Below are 17,887 nucleotides of genomic sequence, written 5' to 3'. Positions count from 1 at the left end.
GTGTGCTGTGACCATGAGCGGAACATCGGGACTCCTGCTGGGCATGCTCCTGGGCGCGGCGCTCGGCGCCGTCCTGACCTGGCTGCTGCTGCGCGAGCGTGCGCGCGTCGCCGAACTGCGCCGGCGCACCGCGGCGGATGCCTCCGCGCAGCTGCTGCGTCTGGCCGATGAGCGGTACGAGCGGGACACCGCCCGGCGCGACGCCGCCGAGGAGGAGCGGGAGGCCGAGCTGCAGCGCACCCTGGCGCCCATCACGGCGACCCTCACCCATCTGGAGCAGTCCCTGGCCCGCTCGGAGGCCGCTCGGATCGATGCCGAGGGGGCGCTGCGCTCCCATCTCGCACAGCTCGCCCAGCGCGCCCAGTCCCTGGAGACCGGCACCAGCGCGCTCACGGCCGCGCTGCGGGCGCCCACCGCCCGGGGCCGCTGGGGCGAGGTGCAGCTGCGGCGCATCGTCGAGGCCGCGGGGATGCTCGAGCACGTCGACTTCTCCGAGCAGACTGCCGGCACCCGGGCCGACGGCGAGCACGGACAGCGCCCCGACCTGGTGGTGCACCTGGCCGGGGACCGGCAGGTGGTGATCGATGCGAAAGCGCCGATGGACGCCTACCTCGACGCCACCGAGGAGCTCGATCCCCAGCGCGCCGCGGCCCGGCGGAAGGCTCACGCCAAGGCGCTGCGGCACCACGTGGGCGTGCTCTCGGCCAAGGGGTACTGGAAGGCGCTCGGGGACACCCCGGAGTTCACGGTGCTGTTCGTGCCCAGCGACGGGGTGCTGGCCGCGGCGCTGGAGACCGATCCGGCGCTGCTGGAGGACGCCTTCGCCCGGGACGTGGTGATCGCCTCCCCCGCCACCCTGGTCGCTCTGCTGCGCACCGTCGCCCATACCTGGCGCACCGACGCCCTGAACCGCGACGCCCGCGAGGTGCTCGACGCCGGCCGCGAGCTGCACCACCGACTGGGCACCTTCACCTCCCACCTGGGCAAGGTGGGCCGTTCGCTGGACTCCTCGGTCGCCGCGTTCAACGAGGCGGTGGGCTCCCTGCAGTCGCGGGTGATGGTCACCGCACGCCGCTTCGAGGAGCTGGGGATGGCGGGCACGGCGCTGGACGAGGTTGAACAGCTCACCCGCCGGGCACGCACCCTGGACGAGACGGAGATCGCCGAGCTGGCCGCCCCGGCACCGCGGCCGACGACTCGCTCCGAGCCCGAGGACCGCGTCGGCTGAGCGTTTCCGGACCGATCACGTCGGTCGCCAGCAGGTCCGCCACCGCCTCCTCCTCGACCGCGAGGTCCCACTCGACCATCACCTCCGCCAAGTGCGGATCCCACGGCGACAGCGCCGGTCTCCCCGTCAGGTCCCGCGAGGGTCGCCCCTCCCGCACGACCTGCACATAGTCCGTGGCCGTGAAGCGCCACGGCACCCACTCCACCTGCGTGAGAAGGCTCCGTGCGATCCGCAGTCCGGCCCAGTCGAAGTCGCCGTGATACCGCAGCGCCGCCCCCTCGGCGGTCAGGATCTGCAGCAGCTCGACCACGGCCGCGCTCGGCTGGCCCGAGATGCACACCAGCACCGGTCCCGCGGCGTCGCCGAGGGCCTCATCGGGCTGTCCGCCGGTGGAAGCCGCCTCGCGCTCGGCTTCGGCGCGCTGGCGGGCCCAGCGTTCGGCCACCACCTCGACGATGGTCGGGTTCTCGCAGGCATGGACGACGCTGCCTCGCGGCATCGCCCGCACTCCCCCCGAACGCACCTGATCAAGTGTCAGCACCAGCGGAATGCGCGCTTCCCGCATCGCCTCCAAGGACGTCGCCGTCGCCGTCGCGGCTCTCGCCCTCCGAGCACCGTAGCCGGGATCGGGCGAGGACGCGCCGGCCACTCCCAGGACCAGGGCGGTCGAGGAGACCGTGGACAGCATGACTCCGGCCGACGCCCAGACATCACGCCGGGACAGTTCCTCGGGTTCCGCGTCGGGCATGAACGCCGCCCTGGCCACCGCGACCATCAGCCGGCCCAGGGGCCGGTCCGCATCCAGACCGTGCGCATCGCCCATCGTCTCCCGGGCGAGGACCGGGAGCGGCTGCTGCACGGCCGGCAACCGGTCCATTACCGCTGCCGCCCTGCTCACCAGGTCCGCGCCCAGCGCCGGGGTGACCGGAGCACCGATCCGGGCCGCTTCGGTTGAGGTGACCCGCTTCAGGCCGCCGGCTGCGCACCAGGGCCCCCACCACCGGGCAAGCCTCGGGAAATGCGCGATCACCGGGGCCAGCCGATCACGGGCCGCTTCCCATGCGGCCGTCTCCCGGACCTGCTGGACCCGGCGGTCGACCACCGGTCCGGTGAGGGTCTCGACGGCGTCAGCCAGGCCCGCGGGCCAGGGGCCGCGCCGCAGGATCTCCTCGACGACGGCCAGATCCACCCGCAGCGCGGTCCCGGCTCGTCGCGGCGGTCCCACCACTCGCACGGCGGCAGCTCGCTGCTCAGCCGTGGGTCCGCTGAGCTGGACCGTCCCGCTCAGCAGTGCCTCCCCGGCACCGGGGATCCGCTTCCGCACCCGGGTGACCAGCCATTCCATCGCGGGATCGCCCAGCAATCGGTCCAGCGCCGCCCGGTCCCCCGCTCGCGCTGCCGCCCCGCCCCCCGCTCGCCGGCTGCCCGCTGCTCCGTCCTCGGTCATCCGAACAGGGTCTCGCCGTCGGAGGTCGGCGGCGTGCGGGCACCGGCGCGGGCGGAGTCTGCCACCTCGCTCTGGCGGTGTCGGCGCCGGCCGTCCCAGCGCCAACGGGTCACGCCCACCGCGTCGATCCCCTCGATCCGGGACAGCTGCGCGATCGAGAGACCGGGCACCTCGGGGTAGCACCCCCACTCCCGCTCACTGGTCATCACGACGTCGAGATCGAAGGTCGCGAGCAGGCCCAGCGACTTGGCGCGCGAGTCGTCGTCGATGCCGGCGAAGGCCTCGTCGAGCAGGATGAGCCGTGGGGCGTGGTCGCTCGCGGAGTTGTAGTGCGCGGAGGCCGCAGCGAACAGCGGCACCGACACGGCCAGCGCCCTCTCCCCGCCGGACGCGGGCCCGGAGGCCGAGCGCCAGTGGCCGTTCTGTCGCCGTTCGACGACGAAGGTGTGCCACTTCCGGTAGTCCAGCGCCTGCTCCAGGTGCTCCTGCCACGCCCCGGTCGGGTCGGACTGCCGGATCTCGGCGATCCGGGCCTGGAGGAACTCGCCGATCGCAGTGCGGTCCTCCGGAGTCCAGGTGGCGTCGGAGCGCAGCATCAGCCTTCGCGCCGCTGCCAGTCCGGCAGGGGCGTCGCCATGCTCGCGCCACCGCACCCGCAGCTGCATCCCGGTGGACGTCCTGCGTTCGGCGAGTTCGCGGTTCATCCGGTCGATCTGCCCCTCGGCGGTGAGCAGCAGCTCATGCAGGTGACCCGCCACCTCATTGACCAGATGATTCTCGAGGATCTCTCGCTCACGGGCGCTGAGCAACCGTTCACGGTCGGTGACGTCCTGGTCCAGTCGCTCGACCAGGTGGTCGATGTCCACCTCCTCGTGCACCCACCGCACCCGGACCAGGAGCACGTCGCCGCGCTGCTCCGTGAAGGCGGTGTGCCCGTGCCGACTCATCTGCTGGGAGAGCTCCGTGGTCGCGCCGGAGACCCGTTGCTGAACGCTCGCCCAGGCCTCGTCGGTCTCCGCGATCTCGTGCAGATGTTGCTCGGCACTGCGAGCCAGCCCCAGGCCGGCGGTGAGGCTCCATCCCTCGGGGTCCTCGGCGGCCGGCAAGGCGAGGTCCGGCAATGCCACGCGCAGCAATCCGGTCTCGGCGAACGCTCGCAGGGCCTCGATCGTCCCTTCACGCTCCGCTGCCATCTCGCCACGACGCCGGCCGAGGTCGCGGACGTTCTCCTCCAGGCGCCCCTGGGTGCTCGCGGCGGTCAGCTGCTCCGTGCCGACCGTCTTCAGCTCCGCGGCCGTGGCCTCCAGCGCGGCGGTGGCCTCGCCGAGCCGGGCCTGGAGCTCGGCCACCGATGCGCCGACGGTCTCATGAAGGGCCTGGTATCTCGCGCGCCCGGCCGCCGCCCGGGTGCGCAGGTCCCGATGGGTCACCTCTCGACGCTCCTGGAGCGCGGTCGCCTCGGCGGCGCGGCGGTCGGCCCGTTCCTGCGCGGTGGCCGCATCGACGACCGCGCGTGCTGCCCGCCGTACCTCCACGAGAGTCACCTCGTACGCGCTCACGGCGGCCAGCGCGTCATCGGTCTGGGCAGTCGTGGTGCCCACTCCGAGCTCCCAGGCCTGCTCATCGAGCTCCCGGGCCTCCCAGTCGGCGGCGTCAGCCGCCCGTTCCCAGACGGTCAGGGCCGCATCGACCTTGGCCTGCGCCAGGTCCGCTTCCTGCTGCGCGGCCACGGCGCGATCATGGACTGAGCTCAGCTCGCGCTCCCGGGCAGCTGGGTATCCGGCTCGCTCCCGCTCGACCTGCCGGGTCTGTTCATCCGCCGCGGCGACCCGGTCCGCGAGAGCCGTGCACTCGGTCTCCAGCTCCGCGGCCCGACCGCGGAGCTCGCCCAGCAGCTCTCGACGGTGCGCCTCGCGCGCACTGGCACCGAGGTACTCCGCGCGGTCCTTGGTCCAGGACCCTCGTGCCGGTCCCGCGCCCCATCGTCCCTGGCCGTCGATCCACCAGCCAGCTCCCGATACCTCGCCCCATCCGATCCGGCTCAGCACGGCGCGGACGGCCTCCGCGCCGACCGACTCCTCGGGACCGGTTGCGGGCACCAGCACCTCGGCCAGGGAGGGGGTCGACTCCGGACCCGCCGGGCCCAGGACCACGTCCCCGTCGGCGGCCATGGTCCCATCGGGGAACACCCAGGCGTCCAGCAGTCCGGCCGATTGCAGGGCGGCCTCCACTCCGGCCCGGTCGCCCTCTGGGACGGCATCGGCGAAATCGGCCAGCCACCACAGGGGCGCGCCGTGCCGGTCGTCCCGGCGGTGGGCGTCGCGGCTCGAGGCTGACGGCGGCTCCGGGGCGCGCCCGGCCTCCAGCTCAGCGATTCGGGTGCGGACGGCATCCAGCTCCTCGGACAGCCGCCCGGCCGCGTGCGCCGCCGCGGCGCGCTCTCGACCGATACGATCACGGGCCGTCGCCGCTGCGGCGTCAAGGGCGGCCGACACGGGCGGCGTGCCCACCACGCTGCGTGCCCAGTGGTGGGAGAGCTCGGAGAGCTCATCGATGCCGCGGTCCAGCTCCATCAGCTCCAGGCCTCCGAGGTGCGCCTGGACCGCCTCCCCGTAGGCCGCCACAGCTGTCTCCACCCGCTCGTGCACGGCCCGCAGCGTCTCCGCCCGCTCGGCCTCCTCGGACTGGGCCGTGTCGAGCACCGTCCGCTGGTGATCGGCGATCGTTCGCGCACGCTGCGCCGCCTCGATCAGCCCTCGGACGTGCCGGATCCGCTCGCGCCGCCGGGCCAGGGCCCGCCGGGCGGTCTCCTCGTCCCCGGCGATGTCCGCGTGCTCGGGCTGCAGTCCGGCGGGACCTGCCTGCCGGCCCGCAGCGACCTCGTGCCGGTCGGCGTCGGCGCGGGACGCCTCGACGTGCCGTGCCGCCGCGGCGGCCTCCTCGGTCTCCCGGCGGGCGGTGGCCGCCGCCTGCTGGGCCTCCTCACCGGCCTGCGCCGCATTCCGCTCCGCCTCCCTGGCGTCGCGATCCGCCTCGTCGAGACGGTCGGCCTCGCGCATCTCCGGACTGGCCTGCAGTGCCTGTTCCTGACCCTGCAGCGTGCTCCGGCGCTCCTCGGCGTCGAGCTGGCGTCGAGCCAGGTGCTCGACCTCGGTCGTGGCGCGGCTCAGCTGCTCCTCGGCCTCACGGAGGTCGCGGCCCGCCTGCTCATAGGCCGAGTTCGCCAGCCGCACCGTGGTCGTGTGGCGCCGGGAGGCCACCTTGGCGTAGTCCCGGTAATGGCCCAGGAATGCCTCGGCCGCGCCGAGCGTGTCCTTGGCCGCAGCGATCCCGTCGCGTTCATCCTCCAGTGACCGGAACGACTCGGCGACATCGGCGACCACCGCCTGGTCCAGCGGTGCGAGGGCCTCGGTCAGCGCCGCGGACAGGGCCTTCTCGTCCGGCTTCTTGGACAGCTGGGGCTGGCGCAGCTGGATCAGCAGATCGATCAGAGCGCCGTAGCGCTCCTCCCCCAGCCGGAACAGTGCCTCGTCCACCGCCCGCCGATAGGCCGCCTGGGTGGTGTGGACCTGACCGGCTGATGTGGATGCCAGCTCGTCCCGCAGCCGTTCCTGCGTGAGGACGATGCGGCTCTCGTCCAGGAGGCGGAGATCTCCGATCCGCCGGGTGCTGGTGAACCACCAGGTCTTCACGACGCCCCTGCCGGCAGCAGCTTTCAGGCCGATCCCCAGAGTCGTGAAGTGCTCCGTGCCGTCGGCGTCCACCCGTCCGAACTCGGCCCATGAGTAGCCGGTGCGCTCCGAGTGCGGGTGCGCCCCGCCCAGCAGCAGGTTCCAGTCCATGCGCTTCTTGGGGTCCGCATCCGGTTCCACCCGCCGCGGGGCGGTGGAGCCGTCCAGCAGGAACGGCAGAGTCAGTGCCAGCACCTTGGACTTGCCGGTGCCGTTGTTGCCCCGCAGCAGCAGCCGGCCGTCGTGGAACCAGAACTGTTCATCGTCGTAGTAGAAGAGGTCGATCAGTCCCAGGCGCAGCGGCTGCCAGCGTTCGGAGGTGGGGCGCGGCGGCGCTCCGGCCGGGGCGGGCTCCTGCATAGGGCTCTGCGGCACGGGGCTCTGCGGCACATCGGGCTTCGGCACGTCGGGCTTCGGCACGTCGGGCTTCGGCACGTCGGGCTGCGGCACCGGGGGCTGATCCGTATCGGTCATCGGGGGTTCCTGTTCGTGATGGTCGGGGCGGTCACGGCGAAGCGTCGCAGCGCCGGCAACGGCTCGACGAGGGCCTCGGCGCCCTCGCCGGTGACCCGTACCAGCCCCAGGCCCACCAGCCGGTCCAGCGCACCGGTGACAATCGTGGTCTCCGCACCGGGCTCCTGGGTCGTCCTGCGCCAGTAGGTCGCATTCTCCTCGGCCAGTCGTTTCACTCGGCGTCGCAGGGTGGCGACGTCGGCCGGGCCGGAGGCGGCCAGCTGCTCGGCGAGCAGCAAGGTGGCGTGCCCGTCGGTGCCCTGCTCCGGCATCCGTACGTCGGTGAGCTGGTCCTCAGGATCGACCAGAGCGATGCCTTCCGCGCGCATCTCGGGCACCAGCCCGGTCGCGGCGGCCAGTCGGCGGGTCAGCTGGACGCGCTGGCCGACGAGATAGCTGCGCTCGTCCTCGGGGAGCTCGTCGTAGTACACCACCGGGTCGCACAGCAGACGACGGGTGACGGCGTGACGCAGGCGCCTGGTGGTCTCCTCGTCCGTGTATGCCGGGGGCGGCTGGTGCAGCGCGGTCTCGATCTGCTCGATCGAGGGCGTCGGACCGAGCGCGGCCCCGACCAGGCCGGGACCGTGGGTGGTCGAGAGCATGGTCGCCAACACCCGGCGGTCGACGTCGTACAGCGCGTCGCCGCCGGCCGCGACATAGGACTCCTCGTCACCGGCGACCCGCGCGAGCACCCCGTAGCCCAGCAGCAGCCGGATCGCCGCGACCAGATCGGAGCGTTCCTCCCGGGTGCCGAGGGTGAACTCCAGACCGCCCAGTCCGGGCTGGCGGGCGGCGAGGATGATCTGTTCGGCGAGTCGTCCGAGGGAGATTTGCGGATCGGAACGTTCGAGGACGGCCAGGGCGAGGCAGAGCAGGACGTACCGGCGCCGGGTGAAGGGCGGATCGCCTCTGCGGCCGCGGGCCGGGTGCCGCTCGGCGACGGCGACGGCGGTGGGCCCGTGCGGGACGTAGGAGGTCTGCAGGCGGACGGTCTGCGATTCGAGCACCAGCCGCCATCCGGTTTCGCGCTCGAACCACGTCCTCAGCGTGTCAGCGTGGCGGCGGGCCGCGCGGAACAGCTCGCCGTGGCTCTGTGCCCGCAGGACGGGGCGGGCCAGCAGCGCCCGCAGCACGCGGCGGCGGCCCTCGGCGTCCCGGGCCTCCAGTGCGCCCGCGATGCTGGGCGCGATGTCCAAGCGGCTCATGCGCAGACCTCCCGGGCGTGAGCCTCGAGAGCGGAGGGGTCGACACCGCCGGCAGGCAGGCACCCGTCGCCGACCTCGCCGACGTCGAGCGTCGAGGCGATGTCGACGAGATGGTCGGGCCCGGAGAATTCGCCGTCCGGCGTGGAGATCTCCATGGTGGCGGCGCCGGGGAGCCGGGTGAGGATGACCGTGAGCTCCCCGTCGGAGGTGTGCACCTGCGCGGTGGTGGCCGTCGGCCCCATCGCGGCCAGGGCGTCCCCGAGCAGGCCGAGGAAGAGCCGGAACGCATCGGGCTCGAGCTCGCCGAAGGCGGACATCGGCCGGGGACCGGCGGTGAGGATCCGGCGGCGCGCCGCCGCCGTCTGCTCCGCCTCCTGGCGCGCCCGCTCCGCGAGCATCCGTTTCGCCTCGGTCCGGTCGGTGACCCGCGTCGCCCTGCCACGGCGCTCGTAGGATCCGCTCCGCCGCAGCTGCGGGCTGATCTCCACCGGTGGGGCCTGCGCCCATGGGGTCGTGGTGCTCAGCTCGGCCTCCGCCCAGGCATCCTCGGTGGCGGAGGTGAGGCTCAGGTGCCGCACCGGTGCCAGGCCGAAGGCGGAGCGCCATAGCCGGTGCCGGTCCTCATCCGCGGGGAGCGCTGCGAACCACGTCGCCAGGGTGAGGAAGTCCTGGGTCCGATCGGTGCGACCGCCGGACCTCTCGTGCAGGGCACGCACGACGGCGAGCAGCGCCGGGATGGCGGCGCGGGCACGGGCCCGCAGCAGCTTCGCCTCGCTCTCCCGCACGGGCGTGCTGACGAACCATTCGGCCAGGCCCGACCACTGCCGCAGCCATGTGCGGCGGATCCGTGCGCGTTCGACCTGCGCCGCTCCCGGCGCGGCATCGGCCGATTCACGGTCTGCGGCGAGGCCGGCGAGGAAGTGCACGCCCTCCTCCGGGATCGCGTCGAGCAGCTCGCTGATCCGGGCGCCGCGGGTGAGCAGATCATGGATGAACCGCTCCAGATAGGCGATGAGCTCTTCCTTGTAGGCGAGGAAGGCCTCGACATCCGCGTCGTGCAGGTCGATGGTGCGCTGCATCGATCCCATGAAGGCCATGGCGTTCTCGGCCAGTTCGACGAATCGTTCCCGCAGGCTGCGCAGCGTCTGGTGAGCGACGGCCGCGTCCACCGGCCGGTCGGCCTCCTGGGCGCTGACGGTGTCGCGGAGATTGGTCAGGAGCACCACGATGTCCTCCAGCGCGACCGACTGGAGCGCGCCCCGAGTGCCGAGCGCAGCGTCGTACTGGACCAGGGCACGCTCCGCCGCCTCACCCTCGTGCGAGAGCTGGTACAGCATCCGCCGCCGATAGAAGTCCTCCAGCGCCGTGACGCGGCTCGAGTCGGGGAAGCCGAGCAGATTGCCCCATGCCGGCTGGGCCAGCCTCTCCAACGCCTCGCCGACCATGTCCTCCTCGACGGGATCGGCGCCGTCGCGTGCGAGCGCGGCGGATACCTGCTCGGGACGGACGTGGACCGTGAACCTCTCCTTCTCAGCCATCAGCACCCGCATGATGCGCCGGTACAGCGCGGCGTTGGGTGTGCTGAGATACGCGAAGGGTCCGTAGTCGACCGGTCCGCTCTCGGCGCGGGAGGTGCCGGCCTCTGACTCCGTATCGGGCGCGGGATCTTTCATGCCTCCGATCCTGCCACGGGGCTCTGACGCTTCTCGAGCCCTTCGATGAACAGCAGGGCGGCGGCGGCCGACGGCCCGTAGGGACCCGCCGGCCTCAGGACTCCGCGGTGGCGGCCTGGCCGGTCGGCTTCGTGCGGCTGTCGACGGCGCCGCGGTTCTTCATCTCCTGGCGCAGCTCGCGCGGGAGGGAGAACATGAGGTCCTCGGTGGCGGTGCGCACCGGCTTCACGTCCCCGTAGCCGCGCTCGGCGAGGACATTCAGCAGCTGCTGGACCAGGACGTCCGGCACCGACGCACCGGAGGTCACGCCCACGGTCCCGACGCCATCGAACCACTCGTCGCGCAGCTCGTGGACCGAGTCGATGCGGTGGGAGGCCCTGGCCCCGGCCTCCTTGGCGACCTCCATCAGTCGCACGGAGTTCGAGGAGTTCGGCGAGCCCACCACCAGCACCAGATCCGCGTCCGGGGCGATCTTCTTGATCGCGACCTGACGGTTCTGGGTGGCGTAGCAGATGTCGTCGCTGGGCGGGGATTGCAGCGTCGGGAAGCGCTCGCGGAGCTTGTCGACCGTCTCCATCGTCTCGTCGACGCTCAGGGTGGTCTGCGAGAGCCACACGACCCGCTCGGGGTCGCGGACGGTCACCTTGTCGACGTCATCGGGAGAGTTGACGACCTGCACGTGATCGGGGGCCTCGCCGGCGGTGCCCTCGACCTCCTCGTGGCCCGTGTGGCCCACCAGCAGGATGTCGTAGTCCTGGCGGGCGAAGCGCACCGCCTCCTTGTGGACCTTGGTGACCAGGGGGCAGGTGGCGTCGATGGTGCGCAGGTTGCGCTCCTCGGCCATCTCGCGGACCTTCGGGGAGATGCCGTGGGCGGAGAAGATGACGAGCGCACCCTCGGGGATCTCGTCGACCTCCTCGACGAACACGGCGCCCTTCTCCTTCAGGCGGTCCACGACGAATTTGTTGTGCACGATCTCGTGGCGCACGTAGATCGTCTCGTCGTAGTGCTCCAGGGCGCGTTCGACGGCGACGACGGCGCGGTCGACTCCCGCGCAGTAGCCGCGCGGCTCGGCAAGAAGGACTGTTCCGGTGCTCACGCCTCCCATCGTAGGAGCGGAAGCGCCCTGCTGACAGGCCGGTGGGTCAAGACTCACCATCCCTCCACAGGGCAGTCCCCTCCACAGCGCCGCCCGGCGTCCGCGAGCTGTCGGGAGCTCGTGCCAGAGTGGACCCATGACGCAGACCTCCTCCGGCCCGGATGCGGACAGCGCCGCGACGCCGCGGCCTGCCCCAGCCGCCACCGCCGCGCAGACCACGGCGGAGAATCCCTGGCCCCTGCGGCAGCTGTCGGTGAAGGTCGGGGAGTACGTGGCGCGGATGTCGCCGCTCTGGGTCGAGGGCGAGATCGTCCAGCTCAACCGACGTCCCGGAGCCGGGCTGAGCTTCATGACCCTGCGCGACATCGACGTGGACATGTCCTTCTCGGTCCCGGTGCGCGAGCACGTGCTGCGCGCCCTGCCCGTCGAGCCGGTCCCGGGGGCGCGCGTGGTGGTCCATGCGAAGCCGACCTTCTGGACCAAGCGCGGCAGCCTCCAGCTCGAGGCCGATGACATCCGCCCGGTGGGGCTGGGCGAGCTGCTGGCCCGGCTCGAGCAGCTCAAGCGCGTGCTCTCCGCCGAAGGGCTGTTCGCCGCCTCCCGCAAGCAGCAGCTGCCCTTCCTCCCGCGCACCGTCGGGCTGATCTGCGGGCGCGAATCCGCTGCGGAGCGCGACGTGGTCGTCAACGCCCGGCGGCGCTGGCCAGCGGTGCAGTTCGAGATCCGCGAGGTCGCGGTGCAGGGCACGAAGGCGGTGCGGGAGGTCTCTGCGGCGCTGCGCGAGCTGGACGGGCTCGAGCACGTCGACGTCATCATCATCTCCCGCGGCGGCGGCTCCCTCGAGGACCTGCTCCCCTTCTCCGACGAGCAGCTCACCCGCCTGGTCGCGGGGGCGAGGACCCCGATCGTCTCCGCGATCGGCCACGAGGTCGACACCCCGCTGATCGACCTCGCCGCGGATGTGCGCGCCTCCACCCCCACCGATGCCGCCAAGCGCGTGGTCCCTGACATCGTCGCCGAGGTCGAGCAGCTGGAGCTGGGCCGCACCCGGCTGCGGGCCGCGATCCGGGCCCGGATCGAGCGGGAGCAGTCGGCGCTGGACGCGACGCGCTCCCGGCCCGTGCTGGAGAACCCCTCCACGATCCTCGCCGGTAGGGCCGACGAGATCCGTTCACGGATCGCCCTGGCGCGCACCCTGATCGGGTCCCGCTTGGATCGCGCAGCCGATGAGATCGACCATCTGGGCTCTCAGGTGCGCTCGCTCAGCCCGCTGGCGACCCTCGAGCGCGGCTACGCCGTGGTCCAGGACGCGGACGGCTCGATCGTCCGCTCCCCCGAGCAGCCGCAGATCGGCCAGCCGCTCTCGGTGCGGGTGGCCGGGGGCCGCTTCGGAGTGGAGCGCACCGCGACCGATCCGTACTCCCCGCCGGCACGGCCCGCTGCTCCGCAGCAGTCGCACCGGCCCCCACAGACCGCACAGCCCGAGACCACCGAGGAGTCCTGATGACCCCGACCAGCAGCCCCGAGAACGATCTCACCGCCGTCGAGGGCGATCCCCGCGACGCGCAGTCCGGCACCGTCACCCCTGCCGAGGGCGCGCAGCCGCTGCCCGCGGACATCGCCGAGCTGTCCTACGAGTCCGCCCGCGACCAGCTCGTCGAGGTGGTGCGGCGCCTGGAGTCCGGGCAGGGCGGGCTCGAGGATTCGATCGGGCTGTGGGAGCGCGGGGAGATGCTCGCCCGCCGCTGCCAGCAGTGGCTCGATGGTGCTCGGGAGCGGCTGGACGATGCGGTGGCAGCCCGCCGCTCTGCGGATTCCGCGGCGGAGTAGTCCGCCGCGGGTACCTCACTCGAGCGAGGTGATCGCCGCGCTCGCGATCTGCTGAAGCGCTGCCCGGTCCGCGTTCCCGTGGACCACGAAGCCCCACTCCGCGCCCTCGCAGGCGATGCCACGCTCTGCGGTAGCCTGCTCGCCGCGCAGCAGGCTGCAGGTGGCGCCCCCGAGCTCGAGCTCCTCCTCGACGGTGCTGCCCGGGATCGCCGCCGAGAGCATCGAGGCTCCGAGCTCGGACTCCTCGACCAGCGTCACCAGCTGACCGTCCGGCGAGGTGTACTCGATCGTCCACCGCGGATTCGCCCCTGCGGTGAACCGGGCGGAGCGCTCGGTCCACTCCTCCCCCACGGCGGGCACCGCGACGGGGAAGGGTGCGACGGCCTGGGCGCGCTCCGCGCTCGCGGCCACGTCCAGCTCGGAGTTCGCCAGCGGTTCCCGCTCGGGCTGGCTGCCCACGCCGAAGAAGGCGATACCGACCACGACCACCACCGCCATCGTCAACAGCAGCGCCCACACCATGTTGCGCAGGACGGTGTTCTTCTTCGACGGCAGCTCGTACGCGGACTTCGGCTGCGGGGCGGGCTCGTCGATCGGTGATCCGGGCTCGTCGGTCCGCGCGGCCGGCGTCCGCTCCGGCGCCTCGGGGGTCTCGTGGTCGGCATCGTGCATGCGCCCATTGTCCCCGCTCAGCCTCCGTGCCGCTCCCAGCCGCCCCCATCGGACCGCGTCGACCGCGCCACAGCGCGACTCCGACCTCGGCTCCCCGTTCGCCCCTTCCGCGGAAACCTGCGATGATCGAGCGGTGACCACGACATTCCTCATCGTCGGAGAAGCGCTCACGGACATCGTCGTCGACGTCGACGGCGCGCATCGAGAGCACCCCGGCGGATCCCCCATGAACGTGGCCGTGGCGCTCAGCCGCCTCGGTCACGATGCCCAGCTGCTCACCCGCATCGGCGATGACGCTCGCGGAGACGCGATCCGGGAACACCTGGAGGCCTCCGGAGTCCGCCTCACCCCGGGCAGCTCCGTGGCGGCGCCGACGTCGACCGCCCTGGCCCGGCTCGATGCCAACGGCGCCGCGACCTACGAGTTCGACCTCGTCTGGGATCCGCAGCCCGTCGGCCTGCCCGAACGGGTCGACGCCGTGCACATCTCATCGATCGGCGCGGTGCTCGAGCCCGGTGCCGCGACGGTGCGCGACACCCTGCGCCGGTACCGGGAGACCGCCACCATCAGCTACGACCCCAATGCGCGCCCCACCCTGATGGGCGCCCCGGAGCTCGTGCGCGCCGAGATCGAGGCGAGCATCGCGCTCAGCGACGTGGTGAAGGCCTCCGACGAGGACGTGGCCTGGCTGTACGGCACTGACGACGTGGAGGACGTCGTCGACTCCTGGCGCGAGCTGGGACCGGCGCTGACCGTCCTGACTCGCGGCGCCGAGGGTGCCGTCGGCTTCTCCCCGAGCGGCCGTGTGCAGGTCTCCCCCGTCATCGTCGACGCGGTCGACACCGTCGGTGCCGGGGACACGTTCTCCGCCGGGATCCTCGATGCGCTGGCGGCGAAGGGCCTGCTGGGCGCAGAGAAGCGCCCTGCCCTCGCCGCACTGCCCAACGACGAGATCGCCGACGTGCTGCAGCGCGCCGCAGCCCTCGCAGCGATCACCGTCTCCCGGGCCGGCGCCAATCCGCCGTGGAGCCACGAGCTCGCCTGATCCTGCGGCGGACGTGCGCGCTGGTCGGCGCTTCCCCCGCAGCACCTGACTCCCCCGTCCGTTCCCGGACATCCACCCACCGCACCACGACCTGAGGAGGCCGCTTCATGAACCAGTCCACGCCCGCCGCGCAGCAGGACGGCTACCGCATCGAGCACGACACCATGGGTGAGATCCGAGTTCCCGCCTCGGCCCTGTACCGGGCACAGACCCAGCGTGCGGTGGAGAACTTCCCGATCTCCGGCCAGGGCCTGGAGCCCGCACACATCCACGCCCTCGCCCAGGTGAAGAAGGCCGCCGCCCGCGCCAACCAGGAGCTCGGGGTGCTGGATGGGACCATCGCCGACGCGATCGTCGCCGCCGCCGATGCCGTGATCGCCGGTGAGCACGACGACCAGTTCCCGGTGGACACCTACCAGACCGGTTCCGGCACCAGCTCGAACATGAACATGAACGAGGTGCTCGCGACCCTCGCCACGAACGCCGGTGTGGACACCCACCCCAACGACCACGTCAACTGCTCGCAGTCCTCGAACGACGTGTTCCCCACCTCCGTGCACGTCGCGGTCACCCAGGGCGTCGTCGAGCAGCTGCTGCCCGCGCTCGCCCACCTCGCCGAGTCCCTGGAGACGAAGGCCGAGGCATGGAAGGCCGTGGTGAAGTCCGGCCGCACCCACCTCATGGACGCCACCCCGGTCACCCTCGGCCAGGAGTTCGGCGGCTACGCGGCCTCGATCCGCTACGGCATCGAGCGCGTCGAGGCGGCACTGCCCCGCACCGCGGAGGTCCCCCAGGGCGGCACCGCAGTGGGCACCGGCATCAACACCCCGCTCGGCTTCCCCCAGAAGGTCATCGCGAACCTGGTCGAGCAGACCGACCTGCCGCTGACCGAGGCCCGCAACCACTTCGAGGCGCAGTCGGGCCGTGACGGCCTGGTGGAGATGTCCGGTGCCCTGCGCACCATCGCCGTCTCCCTCACCAAGATCTGCAACGACGTGCGCTGGATGGGTTCCGGCCCGAACACGGGGCTCGGCGAGATCTCCATCCCGGACCTGCAGCCGGGCTCCTCGATCATGCCGGGCAAGGTCAACCCCGTGATCCCCGAGGCCGTGCTGATGGTGTGCGCGAAGGTCATCGGCAACGACGCGGCGATCGCCTGGGGCGGTGCACAGGGCTCCTTCGAGCTGAACGTGCAGATCCCGCTGATGGGCACCAGCCTGCTGGAATCGGTCCGCCTGCTCGCCAATTCCTCCACCGTGCTGGCGGACAAGACCGTCGACGGTCTGGTCGCCAACGAGGAGAAGGCCCGCTTCTACGCCGAGGCCTCCCCCTCGATCGTCACCCCGCTGAACAAGCTGATCGGTTACGAGTCCGCGGCGAAGATCGCCAAGCACGCCGTCGCCGAGCGGGTCCCGGTGCGCGAGGCCGTGATCGCGCTGGGCTTCGTCGAGCGCGGCGAGCTCACCGAGGCGCAGCTGGACGAGGCGCTGGACGTGCTGTCGATGACGGCTCCGAAGGCCTGACCCCGGTAGGCCTGACCCCGGAAGGCCTGACCCCGGTGCCGTCCGCTCGGACGGCCTGAGGGGCGGGCCGGGGCGGGCGCTCCACTGCCCAGTGGGCCACCCCGTGCGGTTCCCGGGTGCACCCACTGGCGCTCAGCCAGCATGCGGGGCCGCATACGGAGCCCGTGTGCTGGCTGAGCACCACCGGATGCAGTCGTCACTCCGGACCCGGCCCTCGGCCCCCTCCACCCTGCCCGGCTCCGGCCCTCTGGACGTGCGCCCCGCGCGCCCAGCTCCACGACCTTGATCTGGAGTGCACTCCAGGGTGTTGGCTCGGCGCATGTCGATCCTGCTTCTCGTGCCCTACGCCCTGCTGGCTCTCTCCCAGCTCCTCGCCCTCGTCGCCTTCGCCCAGGCCGCGCCGACCGCCCAGCCCGGCGCGACAGCGCTGGGCGTACCGCTGCTCGCCTACCTCGCGGCGGCGATGCTGAGCCTCGGCTCCGCGGGCCTCGCCGCCGTCCCCGCCCGCATCGCGGAGCCGGGCGCTCCGGGGCCTCTGATCGGACTGGGAGTGCTGGGCGGTGTGCTGATCTGCGCCGCTCCGCTGCTGTGGGGCAGCACGATCGGGGAGTTCCACCTCAACCATCATCTGGTGCGGGCGGCGATCGTGGCCGGCTGTCTCGTGTTGTACTCGATGTATGTCGTTGCCCATCGGTGAGGTCTCCCGCCGCAGCGCGCTGAGCCCGGACACCCTGCGCTTCTACGAGCGCGAAGGGCTCCTCCCTGTGCCGGGACGCACCAGCGGCGGCGCCCGACGCTACGACCCCGCGGTGCTCGACCAGCTCCAGGTGATCTCCACCCTGCGAGGACTCGGATTCGGGCTGGACCAGGTTCGTGATCTCCTCGCCGCCAAGAGCTCCACCCACTCGGTGAGGGCGCGCATCGACGCTGCCCGCGCGAGCATCGACGGGCTCGAGGCGCTGCTGGACGAGAAGGAGAAGGCCCTGCAGGAGGCACGTGACCTGCTCAGTCAGTGGCGTGACGAACTGGATTCGGGGGAGCCGTGGCCGGATACCCCGCTCCCCCGGTGACCGCGGCCCCGCCATCTGGTCACTACGTCCTCAGCGACGCGGCGGGTCCAGATGCTCCCCGCGGCGGAGGATGGCGAGAAGCATCGCCTGCGTCTCCTCCCAGCGCAGGAACACCTGTTCCCAGGAAAGCCGCGTGACGCGGTACCCGCGCGACGTCAGGTAGAGGTCCCGCGCCCGGTCCGCGTCGTAACTGAGCGGATCGTCGTGGAACTCGCGGCCATCGCATTCGATCACCCAGCTCCTGCCCACCAGCAGGTCCATCCGTCGCCGGCCGTCCGGGAACAGCACCTGGGGTCTCACGGGGAAGTGCCGGGATTCCATCCACCAGCGCACCGTCGTCTCCGTCCCGGACTCCGCGTCCGCCCGGACCCTGGTGAGGGGTCGACGGATCCGCTGCGGCAGCGAGGCCAGGATCCGGTCCGCCTCACGCCGGGAGAGCAGCCGCCGGTGCAGCCCGGACTCGAAGAGCACGGCCGTCTTCTCTACGGGGAGGCAGTGTGCGGCATGGGTGAGGACGAGGTCGAGGGCGGGGACGGGGTCGAAGCCGGGCCAGGATCGGAGCGCGGGACCGTGCAGGATGATCTCCTGCTCCTCGGCCAGCGTGATGATCTTCCCCGCCATGCGCCGCACAGGGTGCGCGCGGGCATTCCGCAGCTCCTCACCGACACGCAGCAGCCGCGGACGGAACACATGGAAGCCGGTGTGCGGCGGCGTCCACAGCCCGTGCAGTGATGCCGCGTCCAGACAGGTGGGCCGCACCCCGAAGTGCAGGATCCGGACAAGGCCCAGCGGCGCCTCCGCCGTGACGTACCAGGGTTGGACGCTTCTCATCGTGCCGTTCGCCAACCAGC

At 72.2% G+C, this 17,887-nt stretch carries 14 protein-coding genes; 7 read left to right on the top strand and 7 right to left on the bottom strand.

Going from position 1 to position 17,887, the window contains the following annotated elements; all coding sequences use genetic code 11:
• Positions 1-13: 13 nt before the first annotated feature.
• On the top strand, positions 14-1,228 hold the full coding sequence (locus CFK38_RS07330) for a DNA recombination protein RmuC (protein ID WP_096802486.1): 1,215 nt from the start codon (positions 14-16) through the stop codon (positions 1,226-1,228).
• Here CFK38_RS07330 and CFK38_RS07325 read toward each other — a convergent pair.
• The 5 genes from CFK38_RS07325 to CFK38_RS07305 all read right to left on the bottom strand — a co-directional run bounded on the left by CFK38_RS07325 (position 1,125) and on the right by CFK38_RS07305 (position 10,905).
• Positions 1,125-2,675, bottom strand: coding sequence for a TIGR02679 family protein (locus tag CFK38_RS07325; protein WP_096802485.1), 1,551 nt, complete (start codon positions 2,673-2,675; stop codon positions 1,125-1,127). The genes CFK38_RS07330 and CFK38_RS07325 overlap by 104 nt on opposite strands.
• Positions 2,672-6,880, bottom strand: a complete 4,209-nt coding sequence (locus CFK38_RS07320; protein WP_096802484.1) for a TIGR02680 family protein — start codon at positions 6,878-6,880, stop codon at positions 2,672-2,674. Before CFK38_RS07320 ends, CFK38_RS07325 begins: the two co-directional genes overlap by 4 nt.
• Complete coding sequence (locus CFK38_RS07315; protein WP_096802483.1) at positions 6,877-8,124, bottom strand: TIGR02678 family protein; 1,248 nt, start codon at positions 8,122-8,124, stop codon at positions 6,877-6,879. The genes CFK38_RS07320 and CFK38_RS07315 overlap by 4 nt, the downstream gene beginning before the upstream one ends.
• Positions 8,121-9,797 carry a TIGR02677 family protein gene (locus CFK38_RS07310; RefSeq protein WP_096802482.1) on the bottom strand — a complete coding sequence of 559 codons (1,677 nt, stop codon included), beginning with the start codon at positions 9,795-9,797 and terminating at the stop codon, positions 8,121-8,123. Before CFK38_RS07310 ends, CFK38_RS07315 begins: the two co-directional genes overlap by 4 nt.
• Positions 9,798-9,891: 94 nt before the next feature.
• Positions 9,892-10,905: a 4-hydroxy-3-methylbut-2-enyl diphosphate reductase gene (locus CFK38_RS07305; protein WP_096802481.1), complete on the bottom strand. Its 1,014-nt coding sequence runs from the start codon at positions 10,903-10,905 to the stop codon at positions 9,892-9,894.
• A gap of 127 nt (positions 10,906-11,032) precedes the next feature.
• Here CFK38_RS07305 and xseA point away from each other — a divergent pair, with 127 nt between their 5' ends.
• Together xseA and CFK38_RS07295 are read left to right on the top strand one after the other, a co-directional pair.
• Positions 11,033-12,400 carry an exodeoxyribonuclease VII large subunit gene (xseA, locus tag CFK38_RS07300; RefSeq protein ID WP_096802480.1) on the top strand — a complete coding sequence of 456 codons (1,368 nt, stop codon included), beginning with the start codon at positions 11,033-11,035 and terminating at the stop codon, positions 12,398-12,400.
• A complete protein-coding gene (locus CFK38_RS07295) occupies positions 12,400-12,726 on the top strand; it encodes an exodeoxyribonuclease VII small subunit (RefSeq protein ID WP_096802479.1) in 327 nt (108 codons plus the stop codon). Before xseA ends, CFK38_RS07295 begins: the two co-directional genes overlap by 1 nt.
• Positions 12,727-12,741: 15 nt before the next feature.
• Here the strand turns inward: CFK38_RS07295 and CFK38_RS07290 are convergent, their stop codons facing one another.
• Positions 12,742-13,398 (bottom strand): DUF4245 family protein, encoded by a 657-nt coding sequence (locus tag CFK38_RS07290; RefSeq protein ID WP_245851257.1) that lies wholly within the window; start codon positions 13,396-13,398, stop codon positions 12,742-12,744.
• A 133-nt stretch (positions 13,399-13,531) separates the two neighbouring features.
• Here CFK38_RS07290 and CFK38_RS07285 point away from each other — a divergent pair, with 133 nt between their 5' ends.
• The 4 genes from CFK38_RS07285 (at position 13,532) to CFK38_RS07270 (ending at position 17,036) form a co-directional block, all read left to right on the top strand.
• Positions 13,532-14,443 carry a carbohydrate kinase family protein gene (locus tag CFK38_RS07285; RefSeq protein WP_096802478.1) on the top strand — a complete coding sequence of 304 codons (912 nt, stop codon included), beginning with the start codon at positions 13,532-13,534 and terminating at the stop codon, positions 14,441-14,443.
• A 107-nt stretch (positions 14,444-14,550) separates the two neighbouring features.
• A complete protein-coding gene (locus tag CFK38_RS07280; RefSeq protein ID WP_096802477.1) occupies positions 14,551-15,966 on the top strand; it encodes a class II fumarate hydratase in 1,416 nt (471 codons plus the stop codon).
• A gap of 319 nt (positions 15,967-16,285) precedes the next feature.
• Complete coding sequence (locus tag CFK38_RS07275) at positions 16,286-16,663, top strand: hypothetical protein (protein ID WP_096802476.1); 378 nt, start codon at positions 16,286-16,288, stop codon at positions 16,661-16,663.
• Positions 16,644-17,036 carry a MerR family transcriptional regulator gene (locus CFK38_RS07270; protein WP_096802475.1) on the top strand — a complete coding sequence of 131 codons (393 nt, stop codon included), beginning with the start codon at positions 16,644-16,646 and terminating at the stop codon, positions 17,034-17,036. Before CFK38_RS07275 ends, CFK38_RS07270 begins: the two co-directional genes overlap by 20 nt.
• Positions 17,037-17,066: 30 nt before the next feature.
• Here CFK38_RS07270 and CFK38_RS07265 read toward each other — a convergent pair whose 3' ends face one another.
• Positions 17,067-17,867 carry an endonuclease domain-containing protein gene (locus CFK38_RS07265; protein ID WP_245851256.1) on the bottom strand — a complete coding sequence of 267 codons (801 nt, stop codon included), beginning with the start codon at positions 17,865-17,867 and terminating at the stop codon, positions 17,067-17,069.
• Positions 17,868-17,887 lie beyond the last annotated feature (20 nt).

It is taken from the genome of Brachybacterium vulturis, from assembly GCF_002407185.1.
GTDB lineage: Bacteria > Actinomycetota > Actinomycetes > Actinomycetales > Dermabacteraceae > Brachybacterium > Brachybacterium vulturis.
Note: the sequence above shows the minus strand (reverse complement) of the source record. Positions and strands in the feature narration are given on the sequence as shown.